The organism is Psychrobacter pygoscelis (genome assembly GCF_004335015.1).
Taxonomy (GTDB): Bacteria; Pseudomonadota; Gammaproteobacteria; order Pseudomonadales; family Moraxellaceae; genus Psychrobacter; species Psychrobacter pygoscelis.
Window position 1 is genome coordinate 1,020,759 of record NZ_RQRU01000001.1, and the last position, 23,458, is coordinate 1,044,216.

At 43.5% G+C, this 23,458-nt stretch carries 19 protein-coding genes; 12 read left to right on the forward strand and 7 right to left on the reverse strand.

Features of this window, described 5'->3' with window-relative positions:
* Nucleotides 1–316 precede the first annotated feature (316 nt).
* The 5 genes from ugpA to EGV92_RS04035 all read right to left on the reverse strand — a co-directional run bounded on the left by ugpA (nt 317) and on the right by EGV92_RS04035 (nt 6,430).
* A complete protein-coding gene (gene ugpA, locus EGV92_RS04015; RefSeq protein WP_131667891.1) occupies nt 317–1,198 on the reverse strand; it encodes a sn-glycerol-3-phosphate ABC transporter permease UgpA in 882 nt (293 codons plus the stop codon).
* 176 nt (nt 1,199–1,374) lie between these two features.
* Complete coding sequence (gene ugpB, locus EGV92_RS04020; protein WP_207401731.1) at nt 1,375–2,850, reverse strand: sn-glycerol-3-phosphate ABC transporter substrate-binding protein UgpB; 1,476 nt, start codon at nt 2,848–2,850, stop codon at nt 1,375–1,377.
* Nucleotides 2,851–3,108: 258 nt separating this feature from the next.
* Nucleotides 3,109–3,660 carry a UPF0149 family protein gene (locus tag EGV92_RS04025; protein WP_131667893.1) on the reverse strand — a complete coding sequence of 184 codons (552 nt, stop codon included), beginning with the start codon at nt 3,658–3,660 and terminating at the stop codon, nt 3,109–3,111.
* A gap of 182 nt (nt 3,661–3,842) precedes the next feature.
* Complete coding sequence (locus EGV92_RS04030) at nt 3,843–4,103, reverse strand: PA3496 family putative envelope integrity protein (protein WP_131667895.1); 261 nt, start codon at nt 4,101–4,103, stop codon at nt 3,843–3,845.
* Between the two features lie 788 nt (nt 4,104–4,891).
* Nucleotides 4,892–6,430, reverse strand: coding sequence for a hypothetical protein (locus tag EGV92_RS04035; protein ID WP_131667897.1), 1,539 nt, complete (start codon nt 6,428–6,430; stop codon nt 4,892–4,894).
* 286 nt (nt 6,431–6,716) lie between these two features.
* On the opposite strand from EGV92_RS04035, the gene serB reads away from it, so the two are divergent.
* The 6 genes from serB (at nt 6,717) to hemJ (ending at nt 13,472) form a co-directional block, all read left to right on the forward strand.
* Nucleotides 6,717–7,901, forward strand: coding sequence for a phosphoserine phosphatase SerB (gene serB / locus EGV92_RS04040; RefSeq protein ID WP_131667898.1), 1,185 nt, complete (start codon nt 6,717–6,719; stop codon nt 7,899–7,901).
* Nucleotides 7,902–8,114: 213 nt separating this feature from the next.
* Nucleotides 8,115–9,152 (forward strand): DUF368 domain-containing protein, encoded by a 1,038-nt coding sequence (locus EGV92_RS04045; RefSeq protein WP_131667899.1) that lies wholly within the window; start codon nt 8,115–8,117, stop codon nt 9,150–9,152.
* Nucleotides 9,153–9,493: 341 nt separating this feature from the next.
* Nucleotides 9,494–9,910, forward strand: a complete 417-nt coding sequence (aciT, locus tag EGV92_RS04050; protein ID WP_131667900.1) for an AciT family ciprofloxacin tolerance protein — start codon at nt 9,494–9,496, stop codon at nt 9,908–9,910.
* 743 nt (nt 9,911–10,653) lie between these two features.
* Nucleotides 10,654–11,160, forward strand: coding sequence for a hypothetical protein (locus EGV92_RS04055; protein WP_131667901.1), 507 nt, complete (start codon nt 10,654–10,656; stop codon nt 11,158–11,160).
* A 456-nt stretch (nt 11,161–11,616) separates the two neighbouring features.
* Nucleotides 11,617–12,729, forward strand: a complete 1,113-nt coding sequence (gene bioB, locus EGV92_RS04060) for a biotin synthase BioB (RefSeq protein ID WP_131667903.1) — start codon at nt 11,617–11,619, stop codon at nt 12,727–12,729.
* Between the two features lie 308 nt (nt 12,730–13,037).
* Nucleotides 13,038–13,472: a protoporphyrinogen oxidase HemJ gene (gene hemJ, locus EGV92_RS04065; protein ID WP_131667905.1), complete on the forward strand. Its 435-nt coding sequence runs from the start codon at nt 13,038–13,040 to the stop codon at nt 13,470–13,472.
* Nucleotides 13,473–13,509: 37 nt separating this feature from the next.
* Here hemJ and EGV92_RS04070 read toward each other — a convergent pair whose 3' ends face one another.
* Nucleotides 13,510–14,160, reverse strand: coding sequence for a hypothetical protein (locus EGV92_RS04070; RefSeq protein WP_131667906.1), 651 nt, complete (start codon nt 14,158–14,160; stop codon nt 13,510–13,512).
* A gap of 357 nt (nt 14,161–14,517) precedes the next feature.
* On the opposite strand from EGV92_RS04070, the gene EGV92_RS04075 reads away from it, so the two are divergent.
* Nucleotides 14,518–15,051 carry a DUF2058 domain-containing protein gene (locus tag EGV92_RS04075; RefSeq protein ID WP_131667907.1) on the forward strand — a complete coding sequence of 178 codons (534 nt, stop codon included), beginning with the start codon at nt 14,518–14,520 and terminating at the stop codon, nt 15,049–15,051.
* Nucleotides 15,052–15,231: 180 nt separating this feature from the next.
* Here EGV92_RS04075 and EGV92_RS04080 read toward each other — a convergent pair whose 3' ends face one another.
* Nucleotides 15,232–15,723: a hypothetical protein gene (locus tag EGV92_RS04080; protein ID WP_131667908.1), complete on the reverse strand. Its 492-nt coding sequence runs from the start codon at nt 15,721–15,723 to the stop codon at nt 15,232–15,234.
* A gap of 324 nt (nt 15,724–16,047) precedes the next feature.
* On the opposite strand from EGV92_RS04080, the gene EGV92_RS04085 reads away from it, so the two are divergent.
* From EGV92_RS04085 to EGV92_RS04105, 5 genes are all read left to right on the forward strand, one after another.
* Nucleotides 16,048–17,847, forward strand: a complete 1,800-nt coding sequence (locus EGV92_RS04085) for a transferrin-binding protein-like solute binding protein (RefSeq protein WP_131667910.1) — start codon at nt 16,048–16,050, stop codon at nt 17,845–17,847.
* Nucleotides 17,848–18,092: 245 nt separating this feature from the next.
* Nucleotides 18,093–20,759 (forward strand): lactoferrin/transferrin family TonB-dependent receptor, encoded by a 2,667-nt coding sequence (locus EGV92_RS04090; protein ID WP_131667911.1) that lies wholly within the window; start codon nt 18,093–18,095, stop codon nt 20,757–20,759.
* Nucleotides 20,760–21,036: 277 nt separating this feature from the next.
* The gene (locus tag EGV92_RS04095) at nt 21,037–21,168 is read left to right on the forward strand and encodes a transposase (protein WP_131667912.1); all 132 of its coding nucleotides are present in this window, start codon (nt 21,037–21,039) and stop codon (nt 21,166–21,168) included.
* Between the two features lie 131 nt (nt 21,169–21,299).
* Nucleotides 21,300–21,548, forward strand: coding sequence for a transposase (locus EGV92_RS04100; protein ID WP_131667913.1), 249 nt, complete (start codon nt 21,300–21,302; stop codon nt 21,546–21,548).
* Nucleotides 21,549–21,757: 209 nt separating this feature from the next.
* A complete protein-coding gene (locus tag EGV92_RS04105) occupies nt 21,758–23,299 on the forward strand; it encodes a surface lipoprotein assembly modifier (protein ID WP_131667914.1) in 1,542 nt (513 codons plus the stop codon).
* Nucleotides 23,300–23,458 lie beyond the last annotated feature (159 nt).

Genomic DNA, 23,458 nt, shown 5'->3' on the forward strand with positions numbered 1-23,458 from the left:
TTATTCATTCAGGCGGTCTAGGCTTTAGTACCATTTCGCCCTGTCTGCCCTTGGATAAAAGATAAAGGATAAGTTCCATCTCCTTCTTCACCCTAAGGCAGAGCAACTGTTCTATATGTCAGCTTAGCTGGAGCGGTCACAAAATCTGGCAATGACTACAGCGAACTGACCCCTGCCAACCAATGCTACCCACCCTGTTATGAAAACGAGTCCGCTTCCTTTCTCGATAAAAGGGAGGGCCTGGGGGTTTAAAGACCCTGATAAAAGCGATTAAATTGAAACCGTTACCGCTTTACCCTCTATTAATGACTTCAAACTAATAATGGATTTGCTTTTCGATAAATTTAAATTGCACTACCGTCAGGACAATAATGACCCCCATCAAGATGACAGATTGCGCGCCTGATGAGCCATAATCATAAGACTGAAACGCCGTCTTATAGACCTTGTAAACGAGCGTCGTCGTGCCTACCCCTGGGCCACCTTGCGTCGTGACATCAATAATGGCGAAGGTTTCAAAGAACGCATAAACCACGTTAATAATTAATAAAAAGAACGTCGTCGGCGCTAATAGAGGGAATATCACATCTTTAAAGCGTCGCCACGCCCCTGCCCCATCGATAGCTGCGGCTTCGATTAAGGATGGCGGGACGGACTGAAGACCGGCGACGAAAAATAAGAAGTTATAGGAGATTTGGTTCCAGACTGCGGCAACGATAACCAAGGTCATGGCATCGCTGGCATCGAGTCTGGGGTTCCAATCGATACCGAGCTGACGCAACCAGACACTAATAATGCCGACGGAGGGCGACAGCAAAAAGGCAAACAAGGTACCGATGACCGCTGGCGCGACCGCATAAGGAATGATTAAGATGGTTCGGTAAAAGGTCGCGCCACGAATGACCCTATCGGCCATGACGGCCAGCAGTAATGACAGTCCCATACCGATGACCGTGACCCCGACGGCGAATATCGCTGTCACCCCGGTGGCTTCGTAATAATTACTGTTGGCAAAAAGCGCGGCGTAGTTTTCTAAGCCCACAAAGCTTTTGCTACCGCCAAAGGCTTTTTCGCGAAAAAAAGACGCATAGATGCTCTGCCCTGCTGGCCAAAAAAAGAACACCGCAGTAATAAGCAGTTGCGGCAATAATAAAAAATAAGGCAGAACAGGATGGTTAAAAGTGACTTGTCGACTCATGAAGATGGCTCAATCGATTGTTCGTAATGTATCGTTATTATTCGCAATGCGCCGCCAACAAAAACGCCCTTAAGCAGTTAAGGACGTTTAAATTTTCAGACATTACACCAACCTAGGTGGCGACGCTTGGTGGTCAGCGCATTAATCGTTTTTCTTACTTATTAACGCTAACTTTTTTATTTATTATCGTTTTCAAACTGCTCAAGGATTTTGTTACCCTCGGTTTCCATCTTGGCTAGAGCGGCATCGACACTCATCGAACCATTGAATATCTGCTCCATGTAGCCCTCTTCCATCTCGCGAATCTCAGGCAGGTTACCGAGGCGAACGCCGCGAGACTGCGCCGTAGTATCAGCAGATAACGACTGCACCGCGATATCGGTGCCTGGGTTTTCATCGTAGTAGCCTTGATCTTTGGTTAAGTCATAACCCGACTTAACGACAGGTACATAGCCGGTTTTTTGATGCCAAGTTGCCGCATTCTCAGCTGTGGATAGATGGTGGAAGAATTTGGTGATGCCTTTGTAGACTTCAGGATCTTTGCCATCAAACACCCAAAGTGATGCGCCGCCGATGATGGTGTTTTGCGGCGCGCCTGCCACGTCTTCATAGTAGGGCAGTTTGCCAATACCGAATTTAAACTTACCGTCTTTGAGCACTTGCGCCCGTGATCCAGAGGAGCCGGTAAAGATGCCGCACTCGCCTGACATAAAAAGCGAATTGGCGGCATCGGCGCGGCCGCCATAAGTAAATGTGCCCTCATTGGACATCGTCGCTAGGTCTGAAAACAGACGCTTATATAATGGCTGAGTCAGTTGAAGACGGGCATCAAGGCCGCCGAAGCCATTTTCTTTGCTAGCAAAAGGAATGTTATGCCAAGCCGCGAAGTTCTCCACCAGCACCCAAGTCGGCCACGCCGTGGTATAACCGCAGAAACCCGCATCTTTAAGCGCTTTGGCATCTGACTTTAGCTCCCTATAAGTAGATGGCGCACGGTCTGGTAAGCCTGCTTTTGCATACATGTCTTTGTTGTAATACAAGACTGGCGTTGAGCTATTAAATGGCATAGACACCAGCTTGCCCTCCGTGCTCGAATAATAGCCTGCGACAGCGCCCACAAACTTAGAGGCGTCGATAGGGTCGCCCACTTCTTCTGCCAGCTCTTGAATGGGCTTGATAGCGCCGCCTGCATTCATCATCGTGGCGGTGCCAACCTCATAGACTTGCAAGATATCTGGAGATTGCTTAGCGCGGTAAGCGGCGATACCCGCATTCATTGATTCGTCATAGCCACCTTTATAGACGGCGGTAATCTGATACTCAGGGTTGGCGGCGTTAAAGTCAGCGACGATACCATCGAGAGTCTCGCCAAGCTCACCAGACATTGAATGCCAAAAGATAATCGGCGTGACGCCTGCGGCAGTGGCTGTGACCGCTTCACCATCAGTTGAAGCACTGGACTCAGAGGAAGCGGGCGTATTGTTATTTGAGCAGGCCATGACACTAAGGGTCAATGCTGCTAGCAAGGTCTTGGCGGTCCAAGAGGTGACATTTGAGGATCGAGTAGGACGCTGAACTGGCGTTATTGCCGCGCTGTTATTTTGGCTTACTAAAGGGTTATCATTAAAATTTTCAAATTGACATAAACGCATATTGCCTTCCAAATTATTGTTATTGGCAGGCATTTTAGACACTGATTGTGACAATTATATGAATCACTATTTAGGAATATTAATAAATAGGTAATCCCTAGTTTTAAATCCAGATTTTAGTCTTCAATCTATAGCACAAAAAAAGACAGCCACCAAAGATGACTGTCTTTCTTTTTTACTTTCTATTTGCTTAACTTTTTTACTTTCTATTTACTTAATAGAGTCACTCAACCATCGCTGGTGTCGGAAATATGGCGCTTACTCTGCAGTATGAAACAGTAAATACAGCTCGGTCAAATTGCCCTCGATACTATTGGCCATCTGCGCGAGGGCATCTTCATCTCTACGAATCTCAGCCAAGTCAGGGTCTTCATCCTCTACGTCCTCTGCCATATCGATACCGCTGAACAGTATCATCGGCAAAGTCAATACAGCAACATCCTCAGCCGTATCATCGTCACTGAACCAATCTACACTCTCATCACCATACATCGCATCGACAAAGCCAACTGACCAAGCAGCCAACTCAGATTCGGGGGAAAAATCTACCACCTCATCGCTTGCATCCAATGGCAGCTCAATACCTATCTCATCTTTAAGATCAGCAATAAGCGACTCACGCCACGCAATTATTGCCGCCTTAACCTCAGTATCAATCTTGCTATCTTGACCTTCAAAAAGTAGCGACATCCAATTTGGTAATGGCTTGCCAACCACAGTAGCTGCCAAAAAACCATGAGTGGCGACGCTATCGAGACCAAACTCATTGGCGTCAGAATCTAGGTAATCTTTTAATTCATCTAAAGTCATATTAGGTCACTTATTGTATCGGTAAATTAGCCGAATAGTTGATTGTTAAACTTCGTTAAACTAGGTGTGTCTATTAATACTTTTATACGTAAGCTAAGACACTTGAATCTTTCGAGCGATGACAATAGCGACGGTAATAATGACATTGATAACGAGGGTAATAAAAACGACAGTAGCTATGACTAGTCATCAAACTCGTCATCTAAATCATCTAAGTCATCGTCAAGATCGTCATCTAAATCATCATCAAAGTCGTCGTCGAAGCCATCTTTTAGCTCACGAGCTAAGCGCTTTTCTTCAAGCAGGTTGTCAATTAAGCGGCGTTTCTCTAAGCTAGTTAACCGCTCTTTGGCGGTAGCCGCTGCTTCGTCTGCCAGCTTGGCTTCTGGATCCTCATCTTCAAAGGCATCATCAAAATCGTCATCGATATCTGGATCGCTCACAACAGGCTCCTATTACCTTAAGGTGATTGGGGTCGGCATGGTCTCATCAATGTCACCATATTTCACAATTGGAATGATAGACAGTTATTAGAGACTTAACTTTATAACGAATTACTGATCATTAGCTATAGCGGCAGTTACTGCTACTCACTACCAATGATCTGCCTAGTACGCTCAATATCGCTTTACCGCATCTGACTTATACTCTAGCTTACTGCGGCCCTACTCACTAAAGCCATCATCATCTCGTCAAATTGATTGTCATATTGATAAGGATAATCTTAGTAAGCCAGCTTATATATTGCTAAAAACTAAGCGCTATTAAGGCCACTTTATACACTAATCTAGATAAAAACTATAGTCTTTATCGCCTAACTTTCCTACTTTTTTAAGCTATATTTAGCAGCGCAGCATTTAGAGCCAATGCTAAGTATAAATCCAAGCGATAGATTAAGCGTACCTCAAGGCTTCTTATAAAACCTTAACTGAAGATTGTCAATGACTATTGTAATTTTACCTCGCAAAACCCTGCTATCCCTTAATCGACTTTGCTCATTTGTCCCAGTAACTGCCTGCAGAAGACCTCACAGTTAACAAAAGCTGCACAGCACTCGCAAACTGCAAGCCAGCTTGACCATCGTTACATAATCTTAATGCTGTAAGTCAGCGTACTACTGGCTCTATCAGTTTTTATTTAAGGGAAATAGACGATGACTATCATCATCTATTGATATTTAGCCAATTTATTTCTAATCAGCTTACCTATGAATTGGATATTGCACCTCTATTTATGCTTCATTACCAGAGAGTAGCACCGCATTTCGCACATCAATTAACCGCTGCATCATGGCTTCATTGGTGCCATCAAAAAACGCACTTTCGCGCTCATAGACCGTCGTAGGTCTCGGTAAGCTACGCAGTTGCACATGATTGCCAATCTGCTTTAGCCCCGATTTAGGAAATAGTATTAGCATCTCGCCGCGGCGACCTACCGTCGTCAACAGATTGCTTAGTGGCCGAGCTTGCTTATCATCACTAACACCGATGCGAATAGGTAAGGCAAAGCGCGAAAGCTCACGGTGCTTATCATAAATAATCTGGTTGAGCATGAGATATAGCTTACCTAACATCACCCCTGCCAAAGCTACTTTACTATGGTCATTATCAGCCTTTAACACCACCACAGCGCCGCTATGGTCAAACTTAGGCTGATTGAGCAAAGAGACACCATGCAGCAAAGGCTGCTTCAGAAGCTCAGTAACCGCCTGATTCAATAGCTGTGAGCATAAGGTGAAATATGGATCTGCCGTTTCAGGCGCCAACTTGTCTAACAATCGATAATTGTCATCATAGACAATCTGAACATCCACCGTATCGATATGGCGATTGGCAGACAATACAGAGGCAGAGACGGTACTATGAGCTTGATTATCTTGTGCTGAGACATCGGTTGAGTTAGCCGTTGCCTGCTTATTAAACGCTCGCTCCTCTGAGGCACTCGTCAGCAAATCATCGGCACTAATGTCCAAAGACTTGTCATCCTGCTGCGACTGTACGTAGGCATTTAGCTCATTATGAATATCCGTCGCTGATGGTTTAGCTAAGGTGTTATCTGATTGAGCTGCTTGCGCGGCATTATAGTCTGGCGTAGCGCCTGTATCCTCATGATGACGACCGAATAGCGACCAACGCTTATGTGCTGCGCCATCAGTACTGACATCATCAGCGCCGCTAGTCTGCACCAGACTTGGGTCTTCATGTGCTGTTCTGCCCATCTGGGTTGTAGGCTTGTATTGCTGGCGATAGTGCTCGTGAATGTCGCGACTAAGGGCATTGATCTGAGCTTTAGTAGGGCGCGCCACATAACCATAAAGCAACCATAAAAATAAATGCAGGAGCAAAGAGCCGATCACAAAGGGCCATTGACTGGCAATAATCTCACCTTTACTGGTGTCTTTTAGAGTCAGTGCCACACTGCCAATCACCGCATCACCTTTGGTCGCTATCTGCCGAATGGTCTTACCTTGATGCATCGGCGCATTGCCAAGTGGCACCAATACCTCATCATTGGCATCCTTAATGACCAACCGCGCCACATCTTGCTCACTAGTATAACGGCCAGCGATGACGCTCAAACTGACTCGGTCTCGGTTTTGCAGAGCAAAGCTAGATTCATTAATCAGCTGCGTGACCATCTGCTCGCCTTTTTGCGCTTGGCTTTTTTCTAACTGCTGCTCAGTACTAAGTACTAATAGCAAGGTCTGCAAGCTAAAACTAATGAGAATAATCGTGGCAAATAAGCCTTGTCGCGGCGCTAAATACGTCATGGTGTGCTAAACTTTTTTATTAGTGGGTCATTAAAGATGAAGGGTTAACAACATCTGCTCTTATTGAAGGGTAAGGGTCAACCAAGCATTAACTTGGTGCTGGCAAAACGGTCATCAAAATTAGAGTTGCTAATCTTACTTTTGCCCGTCATTCTTTACGCTTTTTATAATATCTTATATTGTAGCGCAACTGATTATATATCAGCTCAAGTTACTGTCTATAATGATGATATGAAAGCTGTTATTATTCCTAATCTTATCTAAGCACACAAGGGACAATTGAGCCATGCCAAAAAATACACCTTACTCGTTACCAAAAGACAGCAAAGCTTGGCAACAAGCGTTAGACTCTGTCGCCTCATTACTCCCCTCTAATGTAACCAGTGAGGATTTGGATACTCTCCAGTCCCTGCCCATCTTTGCTTTGATTGTTGTACTGCCTAAAGCTGAAACTGACCCTACTACTAAGGTGCAAAAATATATTCAGGCTTGGGTAGACGATCAGCCAAGCTGGCAACTGGTTACAGTCGCCGACGATGCCGATGCCGCACGTATTTCCCTACCCGAAGCCGACTTTGATAATGACAGCGCTATCACTGATGTTACGGTGCTGCGCTACCTACTGATCCCGACGACAGCTACGCTCATGCACCCGGAGAAAAAGACGGCGGCAGCGCATATCATTGATGAGCAACTGACCACCCGTTTGCGCCGCAAACTTACCGAGCATCAGCAGGCTACTGCGACTGCTAATACTAGCTTAACCCCGCTCGAAGTCGTTGACTGTCATATTTTGTCTGTTGGACATATGCTACGACCACATAAGCTTGCCTGCTTCGATATGGACTCTACCTTAATTGAGCAAGAGGTCATTGATGAGCTGGCCCGCGCGGCTGGTATTGGTGAAGAAGTCGCCCAGATTACTGAATCAGCGATGCGTGGTGAGATCGACTTTGATGAATCATTCGCCAAACGCTTATCTCTATTAGAAGGGTTATCTACCGAAGTCCTTGACGATATCTGTGCGCAGCTTACCTTATCTAAAGGCGCCAAGTTTACCTTAAGCGCGCTCAAGGCACTCGGCTATCATACCGTATTGGTGTCAGGTGGGTTTAGCTATTTTGCACAGCGTGTTGCTGAGCAGTTAGGTATCGATGAGATCCATGCTAATAAGCTAGATATAGAAGATGGTAAAGTCACAGGCTACCCTCAGCTCCCTATTGTTAATGGCGAGCGTAAAGCCATGCTCACTGGCAAGACTGCTGAGCACTTAGGAATTGCGATGACTCAAGTCGTCTGTATCGGTGACGGCGCTAATGATTTACCCATGATGGCTGAGGCTGATTTAGGTATTGCTTATCAGGCCAAACCTATTGTGCAAGCCCGCGCAGATGCGGCGATCAATGTGACTGGCTTAGAAGGTGTGCTATATGCTCTAGGCTATCCAGCGCCATCGCGTGAAAATAGCTAATTAATACCACGCGCGCTGCTGATAGAACTTCTCTAGCTTTATAGATCTGGTTGTTTAAAACCGCGATAAAGAACCACAATAACAGCGAGATAGTCTTTATCAGTCGCACCTCAAGCGTGATAACAATCTACTCAATTAATGACAGTTTTATATTGGGCAGTCTCCAGTCTCAATTATATTGGTCCGCTTTTAACTTTATTCTGAGCGCAATCTATGTCTTCTTCTCGTCACACTTCCAAAGTCTCTAAACCTGCTGTTAAGGATACGACTACGACCTTGCAGCCTGAGTTCGGCTCAGATCAAGCGGCTCATTCAAGCTCTGCCACTGCCAATACTGCCCGCTTAGATGGCGAGAAGGATAATAGCCCCAAGCAGCTACTGGGTGTGTATATCAAAGGTATGGCTATGGGCGCCGCTGATATCGTGCCAGGCGTGTCAGGGGGTACTATCGCCTTAATCGCTGGTATTTATGAGCGGCTTATCAATGCGATTGGCAGCGTCGGCCCAGAGCTGTGGCAGGTCTGGCGGCGTCAAGGCGGCATCAAAGGCCTGATTGCTATCTGGCGCTATGTCGATGCGACCTTTTTGCTGTGTCTTATCGCCGGGATTGCTACAAGCTTTGTCACCTTGGCCGGTGCTATTAAGTATTTACTTGATAATCAGCCGTTACTAATTTGGTCGTTCTTTTTTGGCTTGGTCGTCGCAACGGTATTTATTTTATCGACCGAGGTCAAGCGTTGGTCTGTCTCTCGATTGGCACTCTTTGCGGCAGGTATGGTCGCTGCTGTACTCATTAGTATAGCGCCTATTATTCCTGTCACCCCAAGTCTACCTTATCTATTCTTCTCCGGAGCTGTGGCGATTTGCGCCATGATCCTGCCAGGGGTATCTGGCTCTTTTATATTGTTACTATTGGGGGCTTATGACACCGTACTTGAAGCAGCGCACTCGCTGAATTTGTCTATTTTACTCACTGTACTTGCGGGTATGGTGACAGGATTGCTATTGTTCTCGCGGGTACTCAAATGGCTATTGTCTCATTATTATCAAGGTACTTTGGCGCTGTTAACTGGCTTTATCGCTGGCTCTTTACTCAAGATTTGGCCTTGGAAGACAGAAAGCTTAGGCCACACCTTACCTTGGCATTACCCTGGTGGCGCTCAGTGGCTGACCACTTTAGGACTGATGTTCGTAGGAGCAATTGTCGTGTTATTGATCTCTTGGTGGGGACGACGTAATCAAGCTTATTAGTGACTGACAATATATAGCCAGTTCATTATAAAAATAGTTCAATGGTACTGGTACTGGGATGAATTTTTCGCAGCCTCTGTCGACGCGTCCGTAGTAAGACAGAAAAATTTATAACAGTTCCGCATTACATTACGATGACTCTATTTTATTTGGACTCGACTATAAGTTCTCCTTAACACCCTATGTCATCTTGCGTCAAAAAAGCGCTAAAAAAGTGCAAAAATGTTATCTAATTTTATACGACAACTGCTGTCGCAAAGCTGACGAATTGCTCTTTCGATTGTCACACTTTATCGCCATAATAGCTGCATACCATCTGACTGCTAACGAGGCGATGCACTATGCTTATCTTTACCCTCACAACGCTCACATCCGGCGATATTAATGCGGCTCCTATCGGTACTTCTTCTTTAAGTTCAGGGGAGCTGATGGGCTATGGTCTACTGGCAATAGGCGTTATAGCAACTGCACTATCATCACAGCGCTACTTACTACTTTATGCATTAGCAGGCATGATGTATTGGCTAGTTATCGAGGGCATGCAGACTGTCCTGACCTCCACCCTACCACTGTCTAGTTGGCACGGTTATGTCACCGCGATGGCGATTAGCTGGCTACCATTCTGTGCTTGGGTTATCGCCAGAATATGGCGTTATGACACAGTCAGCTTGACCACTAAAAAACGCCGAGCTGCGGCACAAAGTCGCTACATTGAGCACACACCCGTCTACGATCAATACCAACCCAAGTTTCAATAGTTACTTATCCATGGCAGCCATTTGAGCCACTATTATCAGCCATCAGCAATACTGCCCGTTTAATACGTTGAATATTAGGTGTCATATAGCACCTTCTTACACTCTATAGTTATCAATAGCTAAAGATTGGAAAACTAGAGGCAACTCATTTTAATAAGCTATTTTCTATCGCTCATCATTACCACCTTTATTCGCATTACTGCTGATACCTGTCTTGTTTATACTGCGGCTGCCGTCATTTAGGCTATCTTCTCTTAATTTTAATTATAGTCAGCTCATTATAAAAACGATTTAGCGGTACTGGGATGCATCTTTCGCAGCCTCTGTCGGCGCGCCCACAGAAAGCCAGAAAAATTTATACCAATTGCCATCATATTACGATGACTCGATTGTATTTATACTCAACTATAGTTTACTAAATTAGCACCTATCATCTAACATTGATGATAGGCTTTTTTACTTTTGCCTTAAGCTAGAATACTGACTATTGCCCCACTTACTCTATTCTTAAAGTAATTACATGCTGAACCAAAGTGGCTACCTAATTACTAAAATACCTACGTAATTACTAATGACTGCCATGGTCATTAAGCTTTATACTGCTCGTTATCATTAAATTGTCACTATAATGGCGATCTTACTTTTGATATTCCCTATAATAATGGTACAGGTCGTATTTTTCATTGTCATCTATTATTAATCTATATCGTTACTCTATATCTTAATTTTTTAGGAGTTTTACCATGTTTACTATTCCGGTACTAAATATCAAAGCGGATCCGTTAGATGCACTACTTGCCGCTATTGGCTACCGCTTGTCCATGCTTGCAGGCAGTGACAATGAGGATTTCAAAGACCTACTTAATGATCGTCAAGTGACCATCCAGTTAGGTAGCGATGACGCTGGTATAGCGCGCTATTATCAGTTTAATAATGGTAGCTTTAGCCAACATAGTGGCGAGGCAAAAGATGCGGATTTAACCATCGATTTTCAGGATTCTATGACCGGTGTTAAGCTGCTATCTGGTGGCGATGCTTCAGCCTTTATGACCGCAATTCAAGACGGTAAAATGAAGATGGAAGGCGATTATAGCTTGCTGATGTGGTTTAACAAGCTGGCTAAGCACATCGTGCCTGAAATTCCAGAAGAATATAAACCGTATATCCAAAAAGCCAAACCCTATGCTTACAAAGTACAACAGTTTGCTAAGCATTGGATGGGTGTCGCCAAACACAAACTATCAAAATAGACTGAATAAACGCTAGTCATTTTATAGTTAGCGTTCGACATTCTTTATCGCCTAACCTCTCTAGCAGCAGGTTAGGCGTTTTTTATTCACCTAGTGATAATATATAATGTCTAAATACGGCAATAATTACGGTAGAAAATGAAGATAAAATGGAGAGTTACTCAGCAATGTGACAGTAAATTAGGAAGATAATAGTTAACTAAAAAGACGACATTGGATCAAGGACGACGCGCACATCGCTGTAGTCTAGCAACGATAAAATCGATATATAAAACGAGTGGCAGGAATAAATGGATAGTCTAGAAGTCATAGCAAGCTTCAGACAGTACTATTTATTTTCAGTTACTCTATAGCCAATTTGAAGTAGATTAGCTTTACCGGATTACAAAGGATATTTTTTATCTTTTAATGCCAGTGCTGCTCTACTCTATCAGCATAACTTAAAGGACAGAGGTCATGACAGGATTACTTAATATTGCCGAGCCAAGCGCTAGCGCTGCCAGCATTGAGAGTGAAGATAAGGGAATTGGTGGTGAGTCAGCTCCCATTAGCCGTGAGCAAATCGCAGCATGGTTTGAGATGCCATTTATGGATTTGTTATTGCAGGCGCAATCGGTCCACCGTCAGCATTTCTCAGCTAATGAAGTGCAAGTGAGCACCCTACTGTCAATTAAGACTGGCAACTGTCCTGAAGACTGCGGGTATTGCTCGCAATCTGGACATCACCGCGATAAGACGGGCCTTCAAGCAGAAAAGCGTATCGAAATCGATAAAGTAATCGCTGCTGCTAAACGCGCTAAAGCATCTGGCTCATCGCGCTTTTGTATGGGCGCGGCTTGGAAACATCCCAGTGCCAAAGATATGCCCTACGTCGCAACCCTTATCAAGGAGGTCAAGGCCTTAGGGCTTGAGACCTGTATGACCTTAGGTATGCTGAGCGCCGAGCAGTCGCAGCAACTCGCTGAGGCTGGACTCGACTATTACAATCACAATCTAGATACCTCTCGCCGTTATTACGACCAAGTCGTTAGTACCCGCAGCTACGATGATCGCTTGGACACTATCGCCCACGTCCGTAATGCCGGTATCAATGTCTGTAGCGGCAGTATCGTTGGAATGGGTGAGCAGCGAGACGATCGAATCGATTGGATTTATGAGCTGGCCAGTATGCCAACGCCGCCTGAATCGATTCCTGTCAATCTTTTGGTGCCGATTAAAGGTACACCGCTCGGTGATAAAGTCCTTGCTGAGGGTGAGCTGTCGGTGCTGGAGTGGATTCGTACTATCGCCGTGACTCGACTTAGCTGCCCTAGCAGCTATGTGCGCCTGTCTGCGGGTAGAGAAAGCCTTTCGGATGCTGAGCAAGCGCTGGCCTTTATGGCTGGTGCCAACTCGTTCTTTTATGGTGATAAGCTACTGACCACCGGCAATGCCAGTCAATCTAACGATGATAGACTAATGCGCACGCTAGGACTTAAGGCGCAGCCTAGCCAAGTGAGCGAGCCAAAGCGACTGCTCGTCACCGATGCTGTCAGTGCTCAGACCTCTTGCCTACTGCTAGAAGCCTAGCCCAGTGTTATCGTTGGATTATATTCAGTATCAAAAGCTCGAATTATTAGTAGCGTATCTAGCATAACTACTTTTTGATTTAACAGCTATAAGGCTGACTCAAGACCATAGCGAATAGCGAATGGTCTGAACTAAGCTTGCCTTACGTCACTACGATAGCCTCACTATATGCAGCTAAAGTGGCGAAGCTTGAAATAACTGGGCTAAAAATAAGCAAGCTTTATAATAGCGAAACTAGCAGTATCTAAGCTAAAAATAACTAAGCCAACCGTAGCTAAATAGCGCTACCCAATACGAAAGGCAGCAAAATGGCAGATTATTTTAATTGGATTAAAGCCGCGCACGTCATCTCGATGGTGTGCTGGTTTGCGGCGATTTTTTATTTACCCAGACTTTTTGTCTACCATGCCATGAGTGATGATGGTATCAGTCAAGAGCGCTTCACTATTATGGAGCGCAAGCTCTATCGCGGCATCATGACCCCTTCTATGATTGCAACATGGCTATTTGGCTTATGGATGCTCACTTTAGGTTGGGACGTATATAAGACGCAAGGTTGGCTGCACGCCAAGCTAGTGCTGGTAGTACTTTTATCTGGCTACCATGGGGCTTGCGGCTTTTACCGTAAGAAGCTTATAGACAACCCACACTATAAATCCCATACCTTTTGGCGCTGGTTCAATGAAGTGCCAGTACTGATATTGATTGCTGTGGTTACCTTAGTTATTGTGAAGCCGTTTTAAGATCAATCCATCTAAGCCTAAAGTTAGTAGCGACTCGTCACTCAACGGGGCGCATGACTTGATAGACATGACTTAAGTCGTAAACCTTGTAGCGCGCTGGCTCATGTCGGCGCTCACCTGCATAGCTTAGTATCAGTGCCTGACGACTGGGCTTATCAAGCCAACCGACAAATAAGCCGCTGTGCTCAATATCGTTATAACCGTGATTGATATAATACAGCCAATCTCCTGAACGTAATGACTCCACATCCGCATACGGCCCTGCACCATAGCTGCCTTTAAATACTGTCTCTCGCTCAATACCTGCTCGACGGAAGACTTCATTCAGATAATCCCAACAGCCTCCGCGAATAATAAAACGCTCATCAAGGGTCATGCGCCTTGCTTGCTGCAATACCTTCTGCGCGGCTGGTAGGGCCATAGATTCAGCAGCGAGGAGCGTCGGCTCGTGTTCTGGCGCTAAATTATCATAGGCTTGCTGGCGATCTGGGGCAACTGCCAATGAGGAGTATGCAGCTTGGCTAGGAATATGGAGAGGAGCTGAGACAGCACTCGTGATTGGTGGTGATTGCCAAGGCTCTGAGGAAATCAGCAGTGTGGCGTTTGCCCACAATGGTGTCAGTAATAGCGCAATACTGCCCAAGGCTTGAACACCAATTCTTGGTAATTCATAGTATATTTTTAACATTTTATTGACTTCTCTATTGTATAGTTGCCACGGTTTAAAACGGACACAACGCAGCGTCAGGTAGGCTATATATTAATCCGGATCGCATATTAATACAGATGTCACACCGTCACCATTTGGTAATACTATAACGATGGTATTTGCAAGCAGGTAGTTAAGGATGCTAGAAATAAAAATGTACTATTTTTAATCAGACAATTCTAGTAGTTAGTGGTGACTAATTTCGTAGATATTAGTGAGTGCCCTTAGTCATTAAAGCCGGTAGCTAGCGTTAATTCAGCCCATGTCTTAGCAAAATTTGCTACCATGTATATTTATGCGTTTCGATTTGGATTACATTATTTAGGTGGTTGGATTATGGCCAAAAATGCCCTTCAGGCTCAACTTTTAAAAGCTGGATTGGTGGATAGTAAAAAAGCCAAAAAAATCAGCAAACAGTCCGCGCATGCGAAGCGTACTGGCAACTCAGAAGATGCAGAAGTAAAAAAAGCATTGGCAGAAGCCCAAGCGCAAAAAGTCGCTAAAGATCAAAAGCTAAATCAACAAAAACAACAGATTTTAGAAGAAAAAACGCTAAAAGCTAACGTGATTCAAATGATTAAGCAGCATCAAATTACGGACACCCAAGGTGAGATCACCTATCAATTTGTTGATGAAGCGAAAGTCAAAAAGATCAATGTCACACAAAAGCTATATGACCAAATCGTAGCAGGTCATGTGGTGATAGCTCGATTAGAGGACGGCTATGCTCTGCTTCCGCGACCTTTAGCAGATCGTATCAATGCAAAATTAGAAGGCTTCATCGTCGTCTCTAACGACAAAGCAGAAGATGAGCCGGCAGAAGACGACCCCTATGCTGCTTATGTGATTCCTGACGACTTAATGTGGTAGTACGGTATATACTAAAAAGCCCTGAATAAATCTATTCAGGACTTTTTATTTTAGGGCCGTTAATGGCTGTGTAAGCTTGCTAAATTAAGACCGTCCATATCTTGTCGCCGTGCTGAATCGACAGATCACCAGCTACCTAAGATAAAGATACCAACCAATTTTTGCTTAAGTTAACCTAGGCTAATTGGACTGCATCTTAATATTGGCATGACGCTTGCCAAACTGTTGTCCTTTTAATACCGCCTGCATGACTTGCACTTCTTTAGGTGACTCAAAGCCAGATATGACATATTTTTGCTGATTATCACTCCCCATTATCATCAGCTCAGTGTCACTAACTTCAATGCGGTCATTGGTATCGATTACCACTTGGTTTTGCCGTGCAAATGACTTGTGGATAAAACTGCCAGCTTGTACCTCGAGCACCCCATCGCAAATGTGGCTAGCGGCTTGCTTTTTTTGCTGCTGCCGCTGCCGATTGAAGATAAAGCAACCGACGATCAATAGCGCCAAGGCACCAATAGCCAAGCGCTCTGACAGCAAGCTCATCGCCATCGCGACGCCTACCGCACCGATTAATAGCGCCGCAGCAAACCAAAACATACCATCACCTTTCGGTGTGTACTGTCCTTTTAGAATAATATGCGCGCCATCATTTGTGAGTTTTAGCATGGTAAATTATTCCCATTAGAGATCTTACCTTTATTGTATCTTAGATGACTTGAGTTAGTTATCTCTATTATGATTATTATAAAACTTGAATTTTTAAATGGAAATAATTATCATTAGCGCTAGCTTTTATACCATTAATTTTATTAAACATTCCTATTGAATCGTACTAGGCTTTGCTGAGTTATTATTTAAATAAAATCAACCTCTCTTTTAGTCTTGTGATACCTATAGCAACTCAACCCCTAAAGAGACGTTTATACCTAATACAAGATATATTGTATTTTCATAACATCACTAATTACTGTTAGAAGTGAAGGAAAAACCATGGCTATAACTAAACAACGACTGCTATGTATTGCTGTTTTCGCTGCTATGACTACTGCCTGTAGTACAGGTGGTGGTTTAGACAACGGAAATGGAGGCGTCTCTACCATACCGACTCCCGGTAAGGGGACTCCTAATGGCGGCAGTAAAGATAATGACAAATCGAAAACTAAGTATGTCAAGGTCAATGACTCTAGTATCACTGCCTTAAACAATGCCACTGAAGAGGGTAATAACGAGCCTGCCCCACAAGTAGAGTATGGCTATTCTATCGCCTCTCCATTTACAGGCGGTCCCACACTTGATGGTATGACAACTGAGCAAAAACAGACCAATGCCAGCATTAATAAAGCGGCGGCAGATAGCGATGCAACTGCCGATGATTATGATACCCTGACATTTGTTAATAGTCCTGAAAAACAATCGGATGGAAGCACAAAACAAGTCACCATTACTAAAGATGGCTTTACAGATAATGTCTTCTCAGTTTCCGATACTGAAACATATTATCCTGTGTCTGGTGATACCCATGCCGATATTAAAGACAACTTAGTCTTGGTTATTGATGGCAATAATTATGATGCACTAAAAATGGTGGCATTTAACCACACCAAAGCAGGCGCAGTATTCGAGGCAGGTGGTAATCAATATGCCAACATCTTCTATCGTGGCAAAGATGCATCTGAATTATTACCTTCAGGTGGTACGGCTCAATATAATGGCGCATGGACTGTGGTTAGAAAAGTAGAGGTTAATCCCGGTGAGGCGGTTGTTGGTTATGGCCCAGATTCGCTGAATACAAGAACACCAGCAGATTTCACTGTCGATTTTTCTAATAAAAGCATCCGTGGTAATTTGAACAAGAATCTTGCTAACGATCAAGCATTTGCTTATACACTAAATGGCAAAATCAACGGCAATACTTTTACAGCAGATGCCACTTCAACAGATGCAGCGACCAACCCAGATACAGCAAAAGTAACAGGAGGTTTTTTTGGTGATCAGGGAGCTGAGCTTGCCGGCAAACTGCTTAGTGATAATGCCGCAGGGGTCTTTGCCGCTAAACAAACCGGTAGTGAAAATATTACCGCTGGTGAAGCTAAACCAAAAACCATTTATAACCAAGCCAAAGCCATTAACTTTACTGAAAGTGGTAAGCCAGTATTTACCACAAACTTTGAAGATGTGATGGAAAATACGCAAAAACTTCCAAAGTTAGATGAAATCACTCTAAATGGGGTGAAGATTAATCTGCTTACCGAAGCGGCTAAAGAAAACAGCAATATCTTCACTAGCAATGAAACGCTACCTCTACAGTTTACCCATATTGGCTCTGTCCAAACGGATGCCAACAACCCTACCTACACTTACTTTTATCAAGGTCAGTTAACCCAGACCATGCCTACCACAGGTACGGCTAATTATGAAGGTAATTGGATAGGTTATGGTCAAGCTGAAAATGGTACGCCCTATAGCATCAGCAAGGCATCGGATGCTCGCATCAACTTTAACGCAGATTTTGCCAGCAAAGCATTATCAGGTAAATTTTTGACACCAGCAGGCAATGACGCCATGACACTAAGTGGGGTCAAAATTAGTGGCAATACGTTTACCGGTCAAGCCAATATCGTCAATGCAGGATTAACCAACGATAAAGACGGTAGTCAATCTCGCATCAAAGGGACAGTTAATGTTTCTGGTGGCTTCTTTGGTGATAAAGCCAACGAATTAGGTGGTCAATTTACTAAAGAAGATAAAAATTTTGCGGGCGTATTTGCAGGTAAGCAAACCACAAAATAAGTCTCTTTTATCTCAAAATAAGAAGATTATAAAAGCACAGTCAGCAATTCTGCTTGCTGTGCTTCTCATTTTTTTATCGCTCACTTCATCCACTAAAAAATATTTTGCTTTATTGTTATCAAGAAATGACAAATAGCGAAGTTATAGAGACGCAAACTTTCAACTTTCCAAGTTTAGGCTTTAATTATTGCGCCTTAAAGTATTGACCCTTAACTTATAAGTTAGACCAACTAGGATACTTTGTGATGTCACAACACTCATTTACGCCCCGTCGTCATCCTTTAGCCCAAACCATAGGTATCATATTGGCTACCAGTATACCTTTATATGCCACCGCCGCTGATACGGTAGATATAAAATTACTTAATGAGCCACTGCCGGAAACAGAGCTTGAAACCATTATGGTTACTGCAAAAACCCAACCTGATACTCAAAACAAAGATGTCACTGGACTGGGACAGATTAACAAAACGGCTGAAACACTGAAAAGATCACAAGTTGAGAATATACGAGATTTAACCCGTTATGATGCTGGGGTTGCTGTTAATGAGTCTGTCGGTCGTGGTACCAGCACCGGTTTTTCTATCCGTGGGGCAGAAAAAGAGCGGGTTGCGGTCATGGTAGATGGTATCAGTCAAGGCGAGACGATCAAACGCTATGGCAATGGCTCTGGCACAGAAAGTGGAGCAAAAAATGAAGTAGAATACGAAAACTTAAAATTAGTAGAGATTAGTAAAGGCGCAAACTCCACTTATGCTGGCAGTGGTGCTTTGGGTGGTGCGGTATTAATGCAAACCAAAGACACCATTGACTTTGTAGATGAAAATGATAATTTTGGCGGTCGTATCAAGCTTGGTTACACCAGTCGAGATAAGCGTAAAGTTGCTTCAGCGGCGTTGGGTGGTCGTACTGGTGGCTGGGAAGGCTTTGTACAATATACCAAACGTAGCGGACATGAGCTACAACCCCATAGCGATATGTATAATCTGCCAGGTCAAACAGTTGAGGATGTGATTGTTGGCGTAGAACCCGTACAAGAAAAACGTACTGGCATCAATGCTGATAATAAGCCATTTACCTATAACTTTCTTAGCTGGAAACCCATCACACAGACCCAAAATTTTTCTACCGAAGATGTTTCAGGACCCAACCGCCGTGTGCCCAACCCGATGGATTATGACAGCGACTCCTTACTCTCAAAAATTGGCTATCATATAAATAATGAGCACTATCTCGGCACAGTTTTAGAGGATAGCAAACAACAATATGACATACGGGACATGTTTAGCTATAACTATCACTCTAATAAAATAGCAAATAGCAATGATTTAAAAATTATCAAACCTGAAGTATTGGATCATTTTAGCCCTGAACCATTTTACGCTTATACTCCTACTCGTTTTTTAACTGATACCCATCATAATCGCCGTTATGGTCTAGAATATAAATACACGCCCAGCGAATCGGCGGTGTTTGATGAGGTACATACTCGTATTGATAAACAAAAGCTCACGTTATCAAGCGAAGATCAACGCATCAACTGTGCAACCTATCCTAATACCAATAAAGATTGTGAAGTAGAAAAGTATGGGCAGTTTAAATCCAATCGCTATATAGAGTTAGACTTTGACACCAAACGCTTTGATATGAATGCTAAAAAAGACTTTAAGTTGGGGGACACTTCTCACCAACTTGTGTTAAATGCAGGCTATACCAAAGCCAAATTACAAGAAAAAAATTCTGGCTCCAAAAAATTCATTGGCACTAAGAGCAATTCTAGTCAACCTGAACTCAATACAAATGGCTATGATAAATACTACCCCATACTTTCAGAAACGGTAGAAAAACCTTATGGGCTCAACAAGATCGGCAGTCCTGTCCATCAAAAAAGCTATTTTGTTGGTATCAATGATACGTTTATGTTAGATGAAGACTTAGGTGCTACTTTAGGCCTAAGATACGATAATTACAAATTCAACTCTGATCAAGGCATCAAAGAATTTGCTGATGGGCGTAAAGTAGAAAGATTTACTGACAGTGAATTTAACAACACCTCATGGAACTTAGGCTTGATATATTATCCAACCGATGACATAGAGCTCATGTATAAATACAGCACTGGCTTTCGTGTACCGAGTATGACCGAACAACTGGGCTTTACACCAAACGATGACAGCAGCCTGCCCCAACCCAAACTAGAGCCAGAAACTGCTCAAAATCATGAGATCGGTGCAGCTTGGCATACCCGTTTTGGTGACCTCAAAGCCAGCTACTTTAGAACTGACTATCGTGATTTTATAGCCTTTGGGATTCCTGTATCAGATGTGACACAACTAGCCTACTATAACCAACAAGATGTCAAGGTACATGGCTTTGATTTGTCCTCAGAGCTAGACTTAAAGGCCATATGGGATAAAGCCCCATTGGGATTACAAGCCAACCTCAGCGCAGGCTTGGTAAAAATGCGAGAAACCCCAGAACGCAATCCGAATTATCAAAGTACCAGAAGCTACGCCTTTGATATGGTACAACCGCTACGAGTAATTTACGGTGTGTCTTATAACGAACCTAATGATAAATGGGGAGTCGCTTTAAACACCACCTATTCCGCCGCAAAAGATGTAGACGAGCTTAACTACTCTTATCAAACTGGGGGACTCTCTGGTGAAGATACAACCGCAGACCTAACCGCACCTTCATGGCGTATCACTGATTTGACTGGACATTATCGTATTAATGATAACCTCACATTGCGTGGCGGCATATATAACATCTTTGATTACGGTTACTTAACTTGGGAATCTTTGCGTCAGTTAAAAGACCTTCAAGATGTTAACTCAGCAGATATAAAGCCTCAACTACTAGCCGCACCCGGACGTAACTATGGCTTGAGTATGGAGTTTACTTTTTAAACCCAGCTCTTGGTTTGAGTCATTGTTAAAGTAGTTGATTAAATGGTTGTCTAAATAACTGCTTAAATAGTGGCTATTAAATTTACCTCTGTACTCTTGCTTGACAAGCCAGCGCTTGCATTTATTTTTAGATGTAAGCGCTAGCCCGTAAGCCGGATTATCATGGCTTTTGAATCATGTATTTCTTAGAACCTGCATCCAAAATATTCAGATAAGTTAACATAATAGGATGAACAGAAAAGCATATCCAACTGACTTAACTGACGAACAATAGGCAGTGATAGAACCTCACTTTAATCGCCATCGTCGCTACAAATGGGACAAGCGTGAACTGGTCAATACCGTACTTTATATTACCAAGACCGGCTGCCAGTGGCGAATGCTTCCTAATGACTTTCCCCTTACCTAACCGTTTGGAGTTTCTTTCGGCGTGCTAATCAATCAGAACTTTGGGATAAGATATTGCAGGACTTGGTTAAAAAAAGCGCTTAAAAGCCAAAAGAGTAGCCAAACCAAGTTACGCCATCATAGACTCTCAAAGTGTTAAAACAACTAGCAAAGCACAAGACAGAGGGTTGTGATGGGGGTAAAAAAGTAAAAGGTCGCAAACGTCATACCGTAGTTGATACTTTGGGCAGCCTATTAACCGTCGTTGTTTATGCTGATATCCACGATACCAAATCTAGCATATTAGCCTTTACTAAAGCGCTTGATACCTACCCCAACATGAAAGCCATATCTGCTGACACCGGTTATCGTAAAACCTTTGAAGAACAAGTGCAGGAGTAATGCAAGTTGCCTGCTGGCATCTCAATGAAGATCAACGGTTCTTCAGATTATCCCTAAGCGCTGAATTGTCGAACGTACCTTTGCTTGGTTAAATTGACTCATATCCAGCAAATTTTACGAGGGCTTTGGTTGTGAATACAGGTTCTTAAATTAGAGGGTGCTTGTTAACGCCTTAATATCCCTAACTCATAAAAACCAATGGTTTTATCATGCAAAATATCCATAATTTTATTCACAGTGACCGACATATTCGCAGTCATAGACACAGCTTCATTCATCGTACGCTCAAACGTGCCACTGTATTATGGCTACTAAGCGTCAGTATGCACAATGGTTTTTCAGCAACACCTATATCTATCAATGCCAAGGCTGTGACTAAGCCCACAGACATCGGTAGTCAGCAACGTTTTAATGAATTACCCATTGCAGCGCCTGAGCAAAACCCCCTATCTTCTGAGCCAAAAACTGCCGCCACTCCGACTACTACCAATAATACAATGGATGTCGATGCCAAGTTTTTACTGTCTCAGCCTACGCTGTTACAGCAAGCCATGCTTTCGGTCATCGCTGAACAAAATATGGCAGGCATCCAGGAAATACTGCCCATATATATACAGTGGTCACAGCATGATGCTGAAACCGCACTATTAGCAGAGGCGATGTTAGCACGGTATCAGCATCAGCCTAAAATAGCGATTGCAAATTTTTCACAATTATTAAGAACATATCCTCAAAATGACATGCTACGTTGGCAGTTAACCTTATCACTAGTAGAGAATCGACAGTTTAAAGAGGCACAACACCATCTTGAGCAGCTACAAGGCTCACAACAAATTCCACCAGTATTGATTGCCAATTATAGACAATGGATTGACAAGCAAGCAGATATCCAATGGCAGTTGGCTGCCACCATTGTACAGGACAATAATATCAATAAAGCTCCTGATGATAAGCATTATGGGCGCTGGACATTTGATGACCCTGTTGATGACAAAGCCTTAGTTTACTCTTTGCAGCTTGGCAAGCAGTGGCAACATCGTGGGGGATTTTTTAACCAATTACAGGCAAGCTATACGGCTAAAAACTATCATAAGCAAACCCAATATAATGATCACAGTCTACGGGTATCGGCTGGTATTGGCTGGGCAGATGCCAAACAGCAATATCAGTTAGCACCTATATGGACTTATCGACTGTATGGCAACCGCCCCTATAGCCGCAGTGTGGGACTACGAATCAATAGCCGCCACCAGCTCTCTGATAATGATTACCTTTATAGTGCAGCGGAGGTTGGACGAGTGCATCACCACGAAGACAAACGCCAATTTTTAAACAATCGTAACTATTTGGCTAGTACAACGTGGCTACATCAACTAGATGATAATCAAAGCATTAGTGCTGGTATTGATTATTATCGGCAATATAAAACTCGAGATACCGATGACAGTTACCAACAAAAAGGGCTGCGCTTAGGGGGGCAAAAAAACTGGCAACAAGGACAAGGGCTTGGCACTCAGCTTGGCGCCAGCTATGCAGTACGTGACTATGAGGGCGCATCATTTTTTAGTAATGGGCAAAAACGTAATGATAAAGAATATGCCATTAATGCCAGTATTTGGCATGAGAAGCTCAATTTTGCCAATGTGCTATTTCCAAAGCTCACTTTTAGCCATCAGCGCCTAGATAGCAATGATGCGTCAAAAAGTTATGCCCTCAATAATATAGGTGCTGAGCTTGAGATGCGGTTTTGATGTTTAGCTGATATTTTTTTGATGTTTTATCTGGTGTTTTTATCGATTATTTGATCTCAAATAAAAAAAGCAGGGCGGGTTGATAACTCAACTCGTCCTGCCTGTTCACTTCATGCTTATTTAGCTCAGCTATATGTCATACAAATAAATAAGCACAAT